Origin of the sequence: Phenylobacterium sp., from assembly GCF_044358365.1 — a bacterium.
Lineage (GTDB): Bacteria > Pseudomonadota > Alphaproteobacteria > Caulobacterales > Caulobacteraceae > Phenylobacterium.
In genome coordinates, this window is the sequence record NZ_JBIKNZ010000035.1 from 17,353 (window position 1) to 33,648 (window position 16,296).

13 protein-coding genes are annotated in these 16,296 nt (G+C 66.1%); 4 read left to right on the forward strand and 9 right to left on the reverse strand.

Annotated elements, in window-relative coordinates; genetic code table 11:
• Window positions 1-8 precede the first annotated feature (8 nt).
• The 5 genes from ACIQ3B_RS11010 to rimP all read right to left on the reverse strand — a co-directional run bounded on the left by ACIQ3B_RS11010 (window position 9) and on the right by rimP (window position 7,888).
• A complete protein-coding gene (locus ACIQ3B_RS11010; protein WP_397402485.1) occupies window positions 9-1,616 on the reverse strand; it encodes a flavin monoamine oxidase family protein in 1,608 nt (535 codons plus the stop codon).
• 203 nt (window positions 1,617-1,819) lie between these two features.
• Window positions 1,820-4,822 (reverse strand): translation initiation factor IF-2, encoded by a 3,003-nt coding sequence (gene infB, locus ACIQ3B_RS11015; protein WP_397402487.1) that lies wholly within the window; start codon window positions 4,820-4,822, stop codon window positions 1,820-1,822.
• An 81-nt stretch (window positions 4,823-4,903) separates the two neighbouring features.
• Window positions 4,904-5,569 (reverse strand): RNA-binding protein, encoded by a 666-nt coding sequence (locus tag ACIQ3B_RS11020; RefSeq protein WP_397402488.1) that lies wholly within the window; start codon window positions 5,567-5,569, stop codon window positions 4,904-4,906.
• Window positions 5,570-5,590: 21 nt separating this feature from the next.
• Entirely contained in the window at window positions 5,591-7,315 is a 1,725-nt protein-coding gene (nusA, locus tag ACIQ3B_RS11025) for a transcription termination factor NusA (protein ID WP_397402490.1), read from the reverse strand.
• A 12-nt stretch (window positions 7,316-7,327) separates the two neighbouring features.
• Window positions 7,328-7,888, reverse strand: coding sequence for a ribosome maturation factor RimP (rimP, locus tag ACIQ3B_RS11030; RefSeq protein WP_397402492.1), 561 nt, complete (start codon window positions 7,886-7,888; stop codon window positions 7,328-7,330).
• Window positions 7,889-8,163: 275 nt separating this feature from the next.
• On the opposite strand from rimP, the gene ald reads away from it, so the two are divergent.
• On the forward strand, window positions 8,164-9,276 hold the full coding sequence (gene ald / locus ACIQ3B_RS11035) for an alanine dehydrogenase (protein WP_397402494.1): 1,113 nt from the start codon (window positions 8,164-8,166) through the stop codon (window positions 9,274-9,276).
• Between the two features lie 22 nt (window positions 9,277-9,298).
• On the opposite strand, the gene thiE is transcribed toward ald, so the two are convergent.
• Window positions 9,299-9,952 (reverse strand): thiamine phosphate synthase, encoded by a 654-nt coding sequence (gene thiE / locus ACIQ3B_RS11040; RefSeq protein WP_397402496.1) that lies wholly within the window; start codon window positions 9,950-9,952, stop codon window positions 9,299-9,301.
• Window positions 9,953-10,084: 132 nt separating this feature from the next.
• Between thiE and ACIQ3B_RS11045 the strand changes: the two genes are divergently transcribed.
• From ACIQ3B_RS11045 to ACIQ3B_RS11055, 3 genes are all read left to right on the forward strand, one after another.
• Window positions 10,085-10,270 carry a bacterioferritin-associated ferredoxin gene (locus ACIQ3B_RS11045; RefSeq protein ID WP_397402498.1) on the forward strand — a complete coding sequence of 62 codons (186 nt, stop codon included), beginning with the start codon at window positions 10,085-10,087 and terminating at the stop codon, window positions 10,268-10,270.
• A 113-nt stretch (window positions 10,271-10,383) separates the two neighbouring features.
• On the forward strand, window positions 10,384-10,866 hold the full coding sequence (gene bfr, locus ACIQ3B_RS11050) for a bacterioferritin (RefSeq protein WP_397402500.1): 483 nt from the start codon (window positions 10,384-10,386) through the stop codon (window positions 10,864-10,866).
• 56 nt (window positions 10,867-10,922) lie between these two features.
• Window positions 10,923-12,581, forward strand: coding sequence for an MFS transporter (locus ACIQ3B_RS11055; protein ID WP_397402502.1), 1,659 nt, complete (start codon window positions 10,923-10,925; stop codon window positions 12,579-12,581).
• Between the two features lie 193 nt (window positions 12,582-12,774).
• Here the strand turns inward: ACIQ3B_RS11055 and fba are convergent, their stop codons facing one another.
• Genes fba through gap form a run of 3 tightly spaced genes read right to left on the reverse strand, consistent with a single transcriptional unit; the run spans window position 12,775 to window position 16,090 of the window.
• The gene (fba, locus tag ACIQ3B_RS11060) at window positions 12,775-13,860 is read right to left on the reverse strand and encodes a class II fructose-bisphosphate aldolase (RefSeq protein ID WP_397402504.1); all 1,086 of its coding nucleotides are present in this window, start codon (window positions 13,858-13,860) and stop codon (window positions 12,775-12,777) included.
• A gap of 17 nt (window positions 13,861-13,877) precedes the next feature.
• Complete coding sequence (locus tag ACIQ3B_RS11065) at window positions 13,878-15,068, reverse strand: phosphoglycerate kinase (RefSeq protein WP_397402506.1); 1,191 nt, start codon at window positions 15,066-15,068, stop codon at window positions 13,878-13,880.
• 11 nt (window positions 15,069-15,079) lie between these two features.
• A complete protein-coding gene (gene gap / locus ACIQ3B_RS11070) occupies window positions 15,080-16,090 on the reverse strand; it encodes a type I glyceraldehyde-3-phosphate dehydrogenase (RefSeq protein ID WP_397402508.1) in 1,011 nt (336 codons plus the stop codon).
• Window positions 16,091-16,296: the final 206 nt, after the last annotated feature.

Sequence of the window (16,296 nt, forward strand, 5' to 3'; positions counted from 1 at the left end):
GCTCCACCTCACGCCTGCTGAACCCTCTGATGCAGTTTCGCCATCTGCTGCCAGGCGCTCTCGATGGCGCCGGCCTGCCACCCCGTCAGATACGACAGGTGTTCGCCGGACAAATAGATGCGTCCATCGGGTTCACACAGAACCGGATAGGCAGCTTTGCGGCTCTCGTCGCTCCATTCAGCCCAGCCGCCCAGACTGTGAGGATCCAGGTGCCAGGACTTGGAGAACGCCTTCTCGAAGTTCTCCGCATATTCCGGGAAAATCTTCTGGCCCTGGGCGACGGCGAATTTCGCCCGCTCCTCCGGCGGCAGAGCGCTGATCTTCGCGGCTTCACCGCCGAAGGAATAGTAACCCAGCAGGACACCCTTCTGACTGTGCCAGCCCGTCGACGGCAGTGAGATGGTGCCGATGCCAGGAATATCGTTGTAGACATGGCCGCCATAGATCCAGTGCTTCTCCTCCCAGAAGCGGGTTTTCATCTGCAGGCCGATCTTGTTCACCGGCGCATAGGCGACGTTGCTCATGGCCTCAAGGAACGGCTTGGAGACGTCCATTTTGATGTTCTTCAGAACCGACAGCGGGATGGTGCAGATGATGTAGTCGCCGGACGCCTCGGCCTTCTTGCCCGCACCGTCGGTGTAGGAGACCTTCACGCCCTTGGCGGTCTGCTGGATGCGATCGACCAGGGCATTGTACTGGATCACCCCGTCAGGGATGTTCTTGAGGAAGCCCCGGGGGATCATGTCCATGCCGCCCACTGGCTCCAGCATGGTGCGTTGCTGCTCCCAGCCCGCAACAGAGTTCAGCACCCTCCAGGCCCTGGAACTCATCACATCGGCGAAGGCGAACGGCTCGGTTTCCTTGCCAGGCCCCGGGCTCACCCCGGCGCCGGGTAGGATTTCAAATCCGCGACCGTCGGCGCCCTTGTACGACAGGTCAGCCCGCTGAAGGCGTCCTTCGTTCACCAGATAGTCGATGAAGGTCTGCCGGTCGGTGGGCGACAGCAGAGCATCGAGGTCGCCCTTGGACGCCACCTTGGCCATCAGTTCTGCGGTGTAACCTCGCGCGTCGGCGGCGATCTGGCCCTTGCGGATCGGCTTGCCGGCGAGCGGTCCATTGCCTTTCTCGAAATAGACGTAGGCCGCGTCGTTATCGTTGTTGAACAGTTCCAGCTGGACGCCGAACTTCCGGACGTAATGCAGCGTCGACTGGTGGTGATAGGGGATCCGCCATGGGCCAACGTTGATGTACTGGCCCTCATCGAAGTCGCATTCTTGGCGGTTGCCCATCAGGTCGGTGTCGACAAAGCCGCGCCGGGCTGTCTGGACCCTGCCGACGGCAACGGCTCGCGCTTCCAGCACCTGAACCTGGTAGCCGGCCCTGCCCAGCTCATAGGCCGCCGTCAGGCCCGCCAGGCCTGCGCCCAGAATGATGACCTTGGTGTTCTTCGCGCCACCCGAGAGGCTGGGCGGCGCAGTCGCGGCCGACGCAAAGCCGAACCCGAGGGCGTCCATACCCGCCATCGCCAGAGAGACGCCGCCGACGGCCGCGAGTTGTTCAAAGAACCGCCGACGGGTCAGCGGCGACCTTGATCCCGGCCCCATCTCTTCCAGCATTGTCATCCCCTCTTGGTGTGCTCCGGTTTCTACACACCAACCCGCTTCGGCAATGGATGGCGGCACGCTGCGGCAGCCTCACGCCCCGGCGCCGCCCTCTTGGGCGCCGGTGGGTCTTTGCTGGGCGTATGCTGATCGCAGACATGCAAAGGGCGCGGAACCCTGCGGTCCCGCGCCCCTGGCGATTCTCACGAGATAGTAGATCAGAGCGTGCGGCGAACTTCCTCAAGGGTGAAGCACTCGATGGTGTCGCCGGCCTTGATGTCCTGGAAGCCCTGGAACGCCATGCCGCATTCCTGGCCCGAGGGTACCTCATTGACCTCATCCTTGAAGCGCTTGAGCGTTTGCAGGGTGCCCAGTTCCAGCACAACAATGTCGGCACGAATGATCCGGACGCGCGCGCCCTTGCGGACCACGCCCTCGGAAACCCGGCACCCGGCCACGCGACCGATTTTCGAGATGTCGAAGGCCTGAAGCACCTCGGCGTTACCCAGGAAGGTTTCGCGCTGGATCGGCGCCAGCATGCCCGAGAGCACGCCCTTCATGTCGTCAATCAGGTCATAGATGATCGAGTAGTAGCGAATCTCGACGCCTTCACGTTCGGCCAGCACCTGCGCCTGTTTCGAGGCGCGGACATTGAAGCCCAGGATTGGCGAGCCTGCGCCCTTGGCCAGCATTACGTCGCTTTCGCTGATGGCGCCCGCACCCGACAGGATGATCCGCGCACGGACCTCCTCGTGCGCCAGCTTGTCCAGCGAGCCGACAATGGCTTCCGCCGAACCCTGCACGTCAGCCTTGATGATCACGGGGAGTTCCGAGACCTTCTTGTCCGCCAGCTTGGCCATCATGTCAGCCAGGCTAGCGCCCTGGATCGGGGAACCGGCCTTCTCGCGCTTGAGGCGTGTGCGGTAGTCGGTGAGTTCGCGGGCTCGCGCCTCGTTCTCCACGACGGCGAAGGGCTCGCCTGGCGACGGCGTGCCGTCCATGCCCAGGATTTCCACCGGCACTGAGGGGCCAGCTTCCGAAAGCTGTTCGCCGCGCTCGTTCAGCAGGGCGCGAACCCGGCCAAACGTGTCGCCGGCCACGACGATATCGCCGCGCTTCAGGGTGCCGCGTTTGACCAGCACGGTGGACACTGCGCCGCGTCCACGATCAAGCTTGGCTTCGATCACCATGCCGTCGGCAGTGCGATCAGGATTGGCCTTGAGGTCCAGAACCTCGGCCTGCAGCAGGATGGCCTCGATCAGGTCGTCCAGCCCCATCTTTTCCTTGGCGGAGACCTGGATCGCCTGGGTATCGCCACCCAGGCTTTCCACCACGATCTCGTGCTGGAGCAGTTCGTTGATCACGCGCGTCGGATCAGCGCCGGGTTTGTCGATCTTGTTGATCGCCACGATGATCGGCGCGCCTGCGGCCTTGGCGTGATTGATGGCCTCGATGGTCTGCGGCATGACACCGTCGTCGGCCGCCACCACCAGCACCACGATATCGGTCACATTCGCACCGCGCATCCGCATGGCGGAGAAGGCGGCGTGGCCGGGGGTATCGAGGAAGGTGACCGCCTGGCCGCCCTCCAGCCGCACCTGATAGGCGCCGATGTGCTGGGTGATACCGCCGTGCTCTCCGGAGACCACATCAGCCGAACGCAGGGCGTCAAGCAGCGAGGTCTTGCCGTGGTCGACGTGGCCCATCACGGTAACGACCGGCGGGCGAGCCACCAGATAGTCATCTACGTCCTCGGCGCCGATGAAGCCTTCTTCGACGTCGGCTTCCGACACGCGCCGGACCGTATGGCCAAACTCCGTAGCCACCAGTTCAGCCGTATCGTTGTCGATGACATCGTTGATCTTGAGCATCACGCCCTGACGCATCAGGAACTTGATGATCTCGACGCCGCGCGTGGCCATCCGGTTGGCCAGATCGCCCACCGTGATCACGTCGGGAATGATAACCTCGCGGGCCACACGGGCCTGCTCAACCGTACCACCCTTGCGCTTTTCGCGCTCGCGTTCGCGGGCGCGGCGCACAGACGCGAGCGAGCGCATCCGCTCGGCGCCCTCGGCGTCGCCAGCTACGGTCTGGATGGTCAGGCGGCCTTCGCGGCGCGTAGGCGCGCCCTTGGCGCGGCTCATGGCCTTGCCGGGACCCGCATCCCTGCGGCTGCGATCGTCTTCCTCGGGTCGACGGTCCAGAGCCGCGCCGCCGGGACGGGGGGCCTGACGTGCGGCGCGCTGGACTTCCGGCGTTGCAGGAGGCGCGGCCGGACCGGTTCTTGGACCGGCGGGACCACGGGGACCGCCGGGGCCACGCGGGCCGGCGCCGGGCGCCGGTCGTGGGGCCAGCGCCGAATAGCGCACGGTGTTTCCGCTGGCGGCGGCGTCCTGACGAGGCCCGCGATCACCTTGCGGACGATCACTGCGCTGCGGCGGGCCGCGATCATCGCGCGGCGGACGATCATCGGTGCGCGGGGCCCGTTGATTGAACGAGGCGCCCTCGAAACGCCCGGTCGTGGGCGGTCGATAGGTGGTGGTCGTCGGGCGGTCGTCACGACGCTCATGCGACGGCTGATAGGACCGTGTCTGACCCGGGAGAGCCGGCGCAGCTGGCGCACGCGGCGCCGGCGCAGACGCCACCGGCGCGGGAGCCGGGGTCGGGGCCGCGGCGACGACCGGAGCCGGGGCGGCGGCGGGGGTTGGAGCGGGAGCGGGCGCGGCGGCCGCCGGAGGTGTTTCGGGTGCAGCGACAGGGGCTGGCCGGGGCGTAACCGCCTCGACCGGGGCGGGCGGCGGCGCTGCGGCCTGGCGAGTGGTTTCGGCGGCGGCGCGGGCGCGGGCTTCCTGAGCCTGACGATCCGCCTCCTGGCGAGACTGTTGGGCGCGGGCGGCCTCGATCACGCGCTGGCGTGCGGCGCGCTCATCGGCGGACAGGCCATCACCGGGACCAGCGGGGCGCTGGGCCGGGGTCGGCGCAGGCTTCGGCGGCTCGAACACCCGGCGCTCGGCATTGGACGGCGCTGCAAGATTGCCTGCCGGCGCGCCGTGCGGACGCGCGCGCTTGGTCTCGACCACCACCGTCTTTGTGCGACCATGGCTGAAGCTTTGCTTCACCGTGCCAGAACTGACCGATCCACCCACGCGCGGCTTGAGGGTCAGGGGCTGGCGTCCGCCGGGGCCGGCGTTGCGGTCGTTGTTGTTCTCGTCGCTCATTCGCTCGCTTTACTCACCGGCCGGGCGGTCCCGACCATTCACGTATCGTCTCAGGTCACAAACGAGGAGGGGCGGAAAGCCCTAGGGCTCCCGCTTCGCCTCGCCAGGCTCCTCGCGCCAATCCTCAGGAAGGAGCGGACTAAATCCTGCGAAACGTCGGACATCTTCGGTCCAGCGCCCGGAGGCTCGCCCCGCAAGGAAGGCGGTGTGTATCACATTCTCCAGCCCCAAGGCCAAACCCAATTCCTCGCAACTGAAGACGCCGAAGACATCGGGGCCCGGCGCCTGTCGGCGAACCACCGCCATCACCTTGCGTCGACCGTCCGGCGCACCGTCCGAGGCTTCGATCAGCCATGAGGCCCTGCCTGAGGAAATGGCGGCGCAGGCCTTCTCGAAGCCCGAGACCAGATCTCCTGACCGTCGCGCCAGTCCGAGCCCCGCCAGCAGCCGGCGGCGCAACAGGGCCGCCACCTGATCGGCGAGATCCCCGGGCGCCGTCACCTTCGCCTTGGCCGAACGCGCGAAGAGGCCACGCCTGGCCGCCGTCTCGACAGAGGTTCGGTCCGCCGCCACCCAGATTCCGCGCCCCGGCAGCTTGCGCGCCAGGTCCGGCACAGCCTGGCCGTCCGGGTCAGCGACGAACCGGATCAGCCGCGCCTCCGCCATCACCTCGCCCGAGACGATATCGCGGCGCTCGCGCGATGCCTCGGCGAGGGTTCTAGCGGGCCTGGCGGCGGCGGGCTCCATGGCAGGTCACCTCACTCGGCCTTAGGAGTCTTGCGGCTCGCCGACGGCTTCCGCCTCGGCGGCGGGCCCTTCGGCCGAGCCAAACACGTCTTCTGCGGTCAATTCAGCCTCACCTTCGACCTCTTCAGGCTCCGGCTCTTCCGGCGCTTCGATCCAGCCCATCACGACGCGGGCGCGCATGATAAGCAGTTCAGCGTCCTGCGGTTCCAGGGAGAAGGTCTCCAGGATGCCGGCCTGGCGCACCCGCTCGCCGTTCTTGCTTTCGAACCAGCCACGCAGGTCGTCCGGCACCAGACCGGCCAGATCCTCGACGCTCTTCACATCGCCGGCGCCCAGGGCCACGGCCATCGGCAGGGTGATGCCCTCGATGGCCAGAACGCCGTCCTCGACGCCTAGTTCCTTGCGCTTGCTGTCCAGCTCGACGGCTTCCTTCTCCAGGTAGTCCTGGGCCCGCGCCTGGATCTCGGCCCCGGTTTCCTCGTCGAAGCCCTCGATGGAGGCCACTTCGGAAACGTCCACATAGGCCACGTCTTCCACCGAAGCGAAGCCTTCGGTGACCAGCAACTGGGCGATCACCTCGTCCACGTCCAGGGCTTCCTGGAAGAGCTGGGTGCGCTCGGCGAACTCGCGCTGGCGGCGCTCGCTCTCCTGGGCCTCGGTCATGATATCGATCTGCCAGCCGGTCAGCTGGCTGGCGAGACGCACGTTCTGGCCACGGCGGCCGATGGCCAGGGACAGCTGCTCATCCGGCACGACCACTTCGACGCGCTCGTCTTCCTCGTCCATCACCACCTTGGAGACCTCGGCGGGGGCCAGGGCGTTGACGATGAAGGTGGCCTCGTCCTGGCTCCACTGGATGATGTCGATCTTTTCGCCCTGCAGTTCGGCCACCACCGCCTGCACGCGGCTGCCGCGCATGCCGACGCAGGCGCCGACGGGGTCGATGGAGCTGTCGTTGGAGATCACCGCCATCTTGGCGCGGCTGCCCGGATCGCGGGCCACGGCGCGGATCTCGATGACGCCGTCGTAGACCTCGGGCACTTCCTGGGCGAACAGTTTGGCCATGAAGCCGCCGTGAGCGCGGCTGAGCAGGATCTGCGGGCCCTTGGTCTCGCGGCGGACGTCATAGATGTAACAACGCACCCGGTCGCCGATGTTGAAGTTCTCGCGCGGGATCGACTGGTCGCGACGCATGATGCCCTCGCCCCGGCCCAGATCAACCACGACGTTGCCGTACTCGACGCGCTTGACGGCGCCGCTGACGATCTCGCCGACGCGGTCCTTGTATTCCTCGAACTGACGCTCACGCTCGGCGTCGCGGACCTTGCCCATCACCACCTGGCGGGCCATCTGGGTCTGCACCCGGCCAAACTCGAAGGGCGGCAGGATTTCGTCGTAGGTGTCGCCGATCTTGGCGGACTTCTCCCGGCGCAGCGCGTCTGCCAGGCGCATGATGCCGGGCGGCTCCTCGAAGGGCAGCTCGGCGCCGTCATCATCCACGCCGCCGCCGAACACCGCGTCGTCCGCGACCACCGTGATCACCCGCTTGATGGTGGTCTCGCCGGTCTTGGGATCGATGTGGACCCGGATGTCGTGCTCGGCGCCATAGCGCGAGCGGGCGCCCTTCTGGATCGCTTCCTCGATCGCCTCGATGACAATTTCCTTGTCGATCGATTTCTCGCGGGCCACGGCCTCGGCGATCTGCAGGAGTTCAAGCCGGTTGGCAGAGATGCCGGTGAGGCTCATGGGATTTCCTTCTTACTCGGTCGTCTGTTGTTGTTCGGACATCTGGCCTTCGGCAGCCAGGCGGGCGGCGCGAATGTCGGCGCCCCGCTTCATCAATGCGTCGGTCAGGACCAGCTTGGCCTCGACGATCCAGGCGAAGGGGACCAGCACGGTCTCGTCCTCGCCCTCTAGGTCCAGCGCCACCTGATCACCTTCGATGCCGGCCAGATCGCCACGAAAGCGCTTGCGGCCCTCCGCCAGGCGATCCAGCTCGATCTTCGCCTCGTGGCCCTCGAAGGTGGCGAAATCGGCCAGCCGGGTCAGCGGCCGGTCCACGCCGGGCGACGAGACCTCCAGGGTGTATTCGCCGCTGATCGGATCGGCCGCGTCCATGATTTCGGAAATGGCGCGTGACAGCCGTGCGCAGTCCTCAACCACCATGTCGCCATCCGACTGCCGCTCGGCCATGATCTGCAACCGGCGCGTTTCGGCGCCGCCCATCAGGCGCAGGCGCACGATGGCGTAGCCCGCCGCCTCGGCCACCGGGTCGAGCAGCTCCAGCAGGTTCAGATCTTCAGCGGTCTTCCCACGCACGGGAACCCAGGCCTCCGGCAAAGAAAAGAGCGGCCGGGCCGGAGCCCGCCGCTCGTAGGCACCATACAGCGCAAACGGACGATGTTGACGCGTCTATAGCGGGAGAAAGTGGGTTTGTCAGCCCCTATGGATCAGCGGGCTGAAAGGCGGTGAACCGTTTCCGCTGGGCCGCCGAAAAACAGACGGAAACAGACGTCCCGCATTTCACTTGACCCGAATGATTTGTGGTCTTCTATCGCCACCTGGTGAAATTTCCTCCCCCAAAGGAGCCTCCCATGCGTGTCGGCGTGCCTCGTGAGATCAAGCCGGATGAGTACCGGGTGGGCCTGACGCCGGCGGCGGTGCGGGAGTATGTGGCCCGTGGGCATGAGGTTTCGGTGGAAACCGGGGCCGGCGACGGCGCCGGGTATTCCGATGCGCTTTACACACGAGCCGGGGCAAGGATCGCGGCGTCCGCCGAGGCTGTGTTCGCCGGATCCGAACTGATCGTGAAGGTCAAGGAACCGCAGGCTGTCGAATGGGCGCGGCTGACCGAGCGGCATATCCTGTTCACCTACCTGCATCTGGCCCCCGACCCCGCACAGGCCGACGGCCTGCTGGCCTCGGGCTGCGCCGCCATCGCCTATGAGACCGTTACGGATGCACAGGGCGGCCTGCCGTTGTTGGCGCCGATGTCCGAGGTGGCCGGGCGGATCGCGGTGTTCTCGGCGGGCGAGACCCTTTTAAAGCACAATGGCGGCATGGGGCTGCTGATCTCCGGCGTGCCCGGCGTGCCGCCTGCCCGCGTGCTGGTGCTGGGCGGCGGCGTCGTGGGTATGAATGCCGCCAGGATGGCGGCGGGCCTTGGCGCCGAGGTGGTGATCGTTGAGCGCTCGATCCCCCGCATGCGCGAGCTGGACAACATGTTCCAGGGCCGGATCCTGACCCGCTATTCCACTCAGGATGCGGTGGAGGAGGAGATCCTGAAGGCTGACGTTGTGATCGGCGCGGTGCTGACCGCCGGCGCCTCGGCCCCCACCATGATCCGCAAGGCCGACCTCAGCCAGATGAAGCCGGGCTCGGTGCTGGTGGATGTTTCCATCGACCAGGGCGGCTGTTTCGAGACCAGCCGGCCCACAACCCACAAGGATCCGACCTACACGGTGGACGGCGTGGTGCACTATTGCGTGGCGAACATGCCGGGCGCGGCGCCGCGTACCTCATCCGAGGCGCTGGTGCATGCAACCCTGCCGTTCGGGCTGATTCTGGCCGATCATGGACTGGAGGCGTTGAAGGCCAATCGTCATCTCGCCAAGGGTCTGAATGTGCTGAAGGGCGCGGTCACACACCCGGCGGTGGCCGAGGCGCTGGGCAAGCCGTTTGTGGATGCGTACGGCGCGTGGGCCTGAGCCGACGCCGCGCCGCTGATCTTCAGGTTCCCCGCGCGGCCACGCCCGCAGCGATCTCGTGGTTCAGCGCCCTGACTGCTGCGGCAGGACCGTCGGCATGGGCCCAGACGCCGGCTGATATCGCCACGAAGTCAGCGCCGGCGCGGGCGATCGCGCGGGCCGTCTCAACGGTGATCCCGCCGATGGCCACACAGGGGATAACCATGTCGGCCTGCCAGCCAGTCAGTAGATCAAGATCGGCGCGGGTGAGGGCATCCTTGGTGGTGGTCGGGAAAAAGGCGCCGAAGGCGACGTAGTCGGCGCCGCCTTCCGCCGCCTCCATGGCCAGGTGCAGGCTGTCATGGCAGGTGACGCCGATCATGGTCTCCGCGCCCATGATCCTGCGCGCTTCGGCGAGGCTGGCGTCCGACTGGCCCACATGTACGCCGTCGCAGCCCATCCGGGCGGCGAGGTCGGGGCGGTCGTTGAGGATCACGGCGACGCCCCGGGCCTGAGCGATGGGCGCAAGCGCATCCACCGCGGCGCAGACAATCTCGTCGGCCACGTCCTTGAGGCGGATCTGCAGGGCGGCTACGTCGCCAGCGTCCAGCGTCTGAGCCAGGGTATGTCCGAACGCGGCCAGATCGTCCAGGCGCGGCGGGGTGATCAGGTAGAGGCGACAGAGGGGCAAGGCCATGGACCCTTCATACACAGACATGAGGCCGGAGGCAGGGGTCTGGCGCCGATCTTGCGGCAATATGAGAATGACTTGCAAACGCGTTCGCAAGTGTCTAGATCTGAACCGTCAGCCAGGAGCGGTCCGCGCGCCATGTATGTCTGCAACTGCAACGGTATCCGTGAACGTCAGGTCCGCGCGGCGATCGCCGCCGGCGCGACAAAGCCCGCGCAGATCTTCAAGGCCTGTGACAGCGCCGCCCAGTGCGCCCGCTGTGTCTGCGACATGCGCAGGATGCTGGATGAATCGCGCGAGACGATGCGTTTCGCGGCGGAATAGTCGCTCCGCCCCACCTTTTTCAGCGACCGCAAATCACTTGCAAACATAGGCTTTGACTTCGCGCGCCGACGTGGCCGAGGGTCCGCGCGAACCACGATCAGGAAAGACAGGCGATGCAAGGCGACAAGGCGATCATCCGGCTGCTCAACGCCGTACTGACCAATGAGCTGACGGCGATCAACCAGTACTTCCTGCACGCCCGCATGTACGAGAACTGGGGGTTCGCGCGCCTCGGCAAGATTACCTACGAGGAATCGATCAGCGAGATGAAGCACGCCGACAAGCTGATCCACCGCATCCTGTTCCTGGATGGCCTGCCCAACCTGCAGGACCTGCACAAGCTGCACATCGGTGAAACGGTGGGTGAGTGCCTGACAGCCGATCTGGCGGTCGAGACGGGCGGCCGGGCCACTCTGATCGAGGGCGTGAAGCTGACCGAACAGTCCGCCGATTTCGTCTCGCGCGAGTTGCTCCAGACCATTCTGAGCGACACAGAACATCACATCGACTTCCTCGAGACCCAGCTGTCGCTGCTGAAAAGCCTGGGCGAGGCCAATTATCTGCAAAGCGCCATGGGCGAGCTGCCTGCAGGGTAGCCAAGGGGGCCAGCTTCACCCTACCGTCCCTCCGGCGAAAATCGGGGGAGACGGGAATGGCGGTCGAGAGCGGCTCAGAGGCGGCGGTAAAGCCGGATTCCCACGTCAAGGTGGTGGCTGGCGCCTCGGTCGGCACTATTTTCGAGTGGTACGACTTCTTCCTCTACGGCTCGCTGGCCAGCTTCATCACCCATCACTTCTTTGCCGGGGTGAACGAGACCACCGGCTATATCTTCGCCCTTCTGGCCTTTGCGGCCGGGTTTGCGGTGCGGCCGCTGGGCGCACTTGTGTTCGGCCCGCTGGGCGATCTGTGGGGTCGCAAGAACACTTTCCTGGTCACCATGCTGCTGATGGGCGCCTCGACGTTCGCGGTTGGTCTGTTGCCCAGCTACGACGAGATCGGGGTGCTGGCTCCGATCCTGCTGATTGTCCTACGGCTGCTGCAGGGCCTGGCCCTGGGCGGCGAGTATGGCGGTGCGGCGATCTATGTGGCCGAGCACTCTCCGCCCGGCAAACGCGGGCTCTACACCAGCTGGATCCAGACCACGGCTACGACCGGCCTGTTCATGAGCCTCGCGGTGATCCTGCTGGTCCGGACCATGATCGGCGAGGAGGCGTTCAAGGAATGGGGCTGGCGCGTGCCGTTCCTGGTGTCGATCCTGCTGCTGGGCGTCTCGCTCTGGATCAGGATGCAGCTCAACGAAAGCCCGGTGTTCCAGAAGATGGTCGACGAGGGCAAAGGCTCGAAGCGGCCGCTGGCGGAGAGCTTCACGGAGTGGCCGAACCTGAAGCTGGTGCTGCAGGCGCTGTTCGGCCTGGCCGCCGGCAATGCCGTGGTCTGGTACGCGGGTCAGTTCTACGCCCTGTTCTTCCTGGAGAAGATGCTGAAGGTCGACGGCGCCCTGACCAACACCCTGGTGGCGATCGCCCTGCTGCTGGCGACCCCCTTCTTCGTCATCTTCGGCTGGCTGTCGGACAAGATCGGCCGAAAGCCGGTGATTCTGGCCGGCTTCGCCCTGGCGGTCTTCACCTATATGCCAATCTTCCAGGCGCTGACCGTGGCGGCCAATCCCGAGCTGGCGGCGGCCACCGCGCGAGCGCCGGTCGTGGTGGTCGCTGACCCTGCGACCTGTCACTTCCAGTTCGATCCAGTGGGCAAGCAGACGTTTTCGACGGGCTGCGACGTGGCCAAGGGCGCGCTGTCCAGCGCCGGGGTTTCCTACGGCAACGAGGCTGCCCCGGCCGGCGCCGCGGCGGTGATCCGCATCGGCGGCAAGGTATTCCCGAGCCTGGAAGGCTCTGAGCTGCCGACGGCCGAGTTCAAAACCGCCAAGGACGCCTGGACCAAGGCCTTCGCCGCCGAGCTCAAGGCGGCGGGCTATCCGCTCAAGGCTGATCCTGCCAAGGTCGACAAGCCGCGCGTGGTGTTCCTGCTCTGGGTGCTGGTGATCTATGCGACCCTGGTCTACGGACCCTATGCGGCGGCGCTGGTCGAGATGTTCCCGGCCCGCATCCGCTACACCTCGATGTCCCTGCCCTACCATATCGGCAACGGCTGGTTCGGCGGCTTCCTGCCCACCACGGCCTTCGCCATGGTGGCCGCCACCGGCAACATCTACTACGGCCTCTGGTACCCGATCGTGGTCGCTGCGGCGTCGACCGTGATCGGCTTCTTCTGGGTCAAGGAGATGCGGGGAAACCGAATCGAGGCTTGAACAACGGGTGCCCCATACCCACCACGGTCGTCCCGGTTTTGGCGCAGCCAAAGACCGTGACCCATAGACTCCGCGCGCCCCATCACGACCAATCCGTTCGCCCAGGCAACCTCGGCATGATCCGGTGCATATGGGTCCCGGTCTTCGCGTACCGCGAAACCGGGATGACAGTGTTGGGAGGATCTGGGAGTACCTACTCCGCCGCCGCCCGGGTGATGCCGATCTTCGGAGCCAGTTCGCCGCCAGCATAGCGCTTGGCCATAGCCGACAGCGGGATCGCCTTGATGCTGGCGGCGTGGCCGGCCGTCCCGAACTCCTCGAAGCGCTGGATGCAGACCTTGCGCATGGCCTCCTTGGCGGGCTTCAGGTAGCTGCGCGGGTCGAACTCGCCGGGCTTTTCGGCGAACACCTTCCGGATCGCCGCGGTGATGGCCATGCGGTTGTCGGTGTCGATGTTGATCTTGCGCACGCCGTGCTTGATTCCGCGCTGGATCTCTTCCACCGGCACGCCCCAGGTCTGGGGCATCTCGCCGCCATACTGGTTGATCAGGTCCTGCAGGTCCTGCGGCACCGACGACGAGCCATGCATCACCAGGTGGGTGTTGGGCAGGCGACGGTGGATTTCCTCGATCACGTTCATGGCCAGCACATCGCCGTCGGGCTGGCGGGTGAATTTGTAGGCCCCGTGGCTGGTGCCCATGGCGATGGCCAGAGCGTCGACCTGGGTGGCCTTCACGAAGTCGACCGCCTGGTCGGGATCGGTGAGGAGCTGGCTGTGATCGAGCTTGCCCTCAAATCCGTGGCCGTCTTCCTTTTCGCCCATGCCGGTCTCGAGGCTGCCCAGCACGCCGAGCTCGCCTTCCACCGAGGCGCCCACCCAGTGGGCCATGTCCACGACATTGCGCGTGACCCTGACGTTGTAGTCGTAGTCAGCGGGCGTCTTGCCGTCGCCCATCAGCGAGCCATCCATCATGACGCTGGTGAAGCCGTACTGTATCGCGGTGGCGCAGGTGGCTTCGTTGTTACCGTGGTCCTGGTGCATGCAGATCGGGATGTGGGGATACATCTCCGCCATGGCGTCGATGAGGTACTTCAGAACGATGTCGTTGGCATAGGAGCGCGCGCCGCGGCTGGCCTGCATGATCACCGGGCTGTCGGTGGCCTCGGCAGCCTCCATGATCGCCAGCGCCTGCTCCATATTGTTGATGTTGAACGCCGGCACGCCATAGCCATGCTCGGCAGCGTGATCGAGAAGCTGTCGCAGAGTGATACGAGCCATGGCCCCTTACCTGTTTCCTATTGGTTCAATGCGGCCACGCCGGGCAGCACCTTGCCTTCCATCCATTCAAGAAACGCGCCGCCAGCGGTAGATACGAAGGTGAAGTCATCAGAGACGCCGGCGGCGTTCAAAGCCGCGACGGTATCACCACCGCCGGCCACCGCCACCAGCTTTCCAGCCGTGGCCAGTTTGGCGGCGTGGCGCGCGGCTTCCATGGTGCCTTTGTCGAAAGGCGGCATCTCGAACACACCCAGCGGACCGTTCCAGATCAGGGTCTTTGAATTGTTCATCGCCCGGCAGAGACGTTCGACCGTTTGGGGGCCTGCGTCGAGGATGCGCTCTTCATCATCGACGTGGCCGATATCGCGTACGCGGGCCGGTGCGCCCGGGGCCAGCCGTTCGGCCACCACAATGTCGATGGGCAGAAAGAGCTTGCAGTTGTTCTGGCCCGCCAGGCGGATGATGTCGCGGGCGGTATCGGCCAGCTCTTTCTCGCAGTAGGAGGCCCCGACGTCGTGGCCCTGGGCATAGAGGAAGGTGTTGGCCATGCCGCCGCCGATGGCCAGTTTGTCCAGCCTGGTGACCAGATGACCCAGCAGCTCAAGCTTGGTGGAGACCTTCGAGCCGCCGACGATGCCAAGCACCGGCCGCTCGGGATGGCCCAGCGCGCGGTGCAGCGCATCCAGCTCCAGCCGCATCTGCTCGCCGGCATAGGACGGCAGGCGGTGGGCCAGGGCCTCGGTCGAGGCGTGGGCGCGGTGGGCCGCCGAGAAGGCGTCGTTCACATAGAGGTCGCCGTTGGCCGCCAGGGCGTCGGCGAAGGCGCGGTCGTTGGCCTCCTCGCCGGCATGGAAGCGTACGTTCTCCAGCAGCAGGACGTCGCCGGGCTGCATGGCGCTCACCGCCTCGCGCGCCTTGGGTCCGACGCAGTCCGTCGCGAAGGCGACGGGGACGCCGAGCACCTTGGCCAGCGGCCTGACGATGGGCTCCAGGCTCATCGACGGCACGACCTTGCCCTTGGGCCGGTCGAAGTGAGCCAGCAGGATGACCTTGGCCCCGCCCGCCCGCAGCTTGTCGACCGTCGGCTTGGCGGCGCGCAGACGGGTATCGTCGCTGACGAGGCCCTCCTCCATCGGCACATTGAAGTCCACCCGCAAGAGAGCGCGACGGCCCTGAAGGTCAGCGTCGTCGAGGGTGCGGAAAGCCATCTGATCGGTCTCTAGAAAAACTTGGCCACAGCCAGCGCCGTGTCGGCCATGCGGGTCGAGAAGCCCCACTCGTTGTCGTACCAGCTCAGCACCCGACCGAGACCGCCGTCGATCACCTGGGTCTGTGGCAGGGCCACGGTCGAGGAGGCTGCGTCGTGGTTCAGGTCGATGGAGACCAGCGGATCGTTGGTCACCGCCAGCACGCCCTTGAGCGGACCCGAGGCCGCCGCGGCGCTCATGGCGTCGTTGATTTCCTTGGCCGTCACAGCCCGGCCGGGCACGAAGGTGAGATCGACCACCGAGACGTTGGGCGTCGGCACGCGGATGGACGAACCGTCCAGCTTGCCGGCCAGCGCCGGGATCACCAGCCCCAGGGCCTTGGCGGCGCCGGTGGAGGTGGGGATCATCGACATGGCGGCGGCGCGGCCGCGGTACAGGTCCTTGTGCATCGTATCCAGCGTCGGCTGGTCACCGGTGTAGGAGTGGACGGTGGTCATGTAGCCGCGCTCGATGCCGCACAGGTCCTGCAGCACCTTGGCCACCGGGGCCAGGCAGTTTGTGGTGCATGAGGCGTTGGAGATCACGGTGTCGGCGGCGGTGAGCGTGTCGTGGTTGACGCCGAAGACGATGGTCTTGTCTACGCCCTCGCCGGGGGCCGAGATGATGACGCGCTTTGCGCCGGCTGCCAGGTGGGCGGCGGCCTTGTCACGGGCCGTGAACAGGCCGGTGCACTCCAGCGCGATGTCGACGTTCAGCGCCGCGTGCGGCAGATCCTTCGGATCGCGGATCGCCGTCACCTTGATCGGGCCGTAGCCCACGTCGATGGTGTCGCCCTCGACGGTGACTGTGCCGGGGAACCGGCCGTGGACGCTGTCGTAGCGCAGCAGGTGGGCGTTGGTCTCGACCGGGCCCAGATCGTTGATCGCCACAACCTGAATGTCGGTACGGCCGTGTTCGACGATCGAACGCAGGACCAGGCGGCCGATGCGGCCAAATCCGTTGATGGCGACGCGAACGGTCATGGGGCGGAGCTCCTCGGGGTCAGGTTGTGGCGCGGTTTCTTCAGGCCGGGGGTCGTTGAGTCAACCCCTCGGGGGCGTTCCTAGAGCGGATTCCATTCAGTCTGCATCGTATCCGCAGCTCTTGAAGTAGTTGGCGCACTCGGTCGGAGTGAAGAGGTCGATGAAGCGTCCGATGGCGTCCCAGAGGGCACCGACGGTTCGCTCGG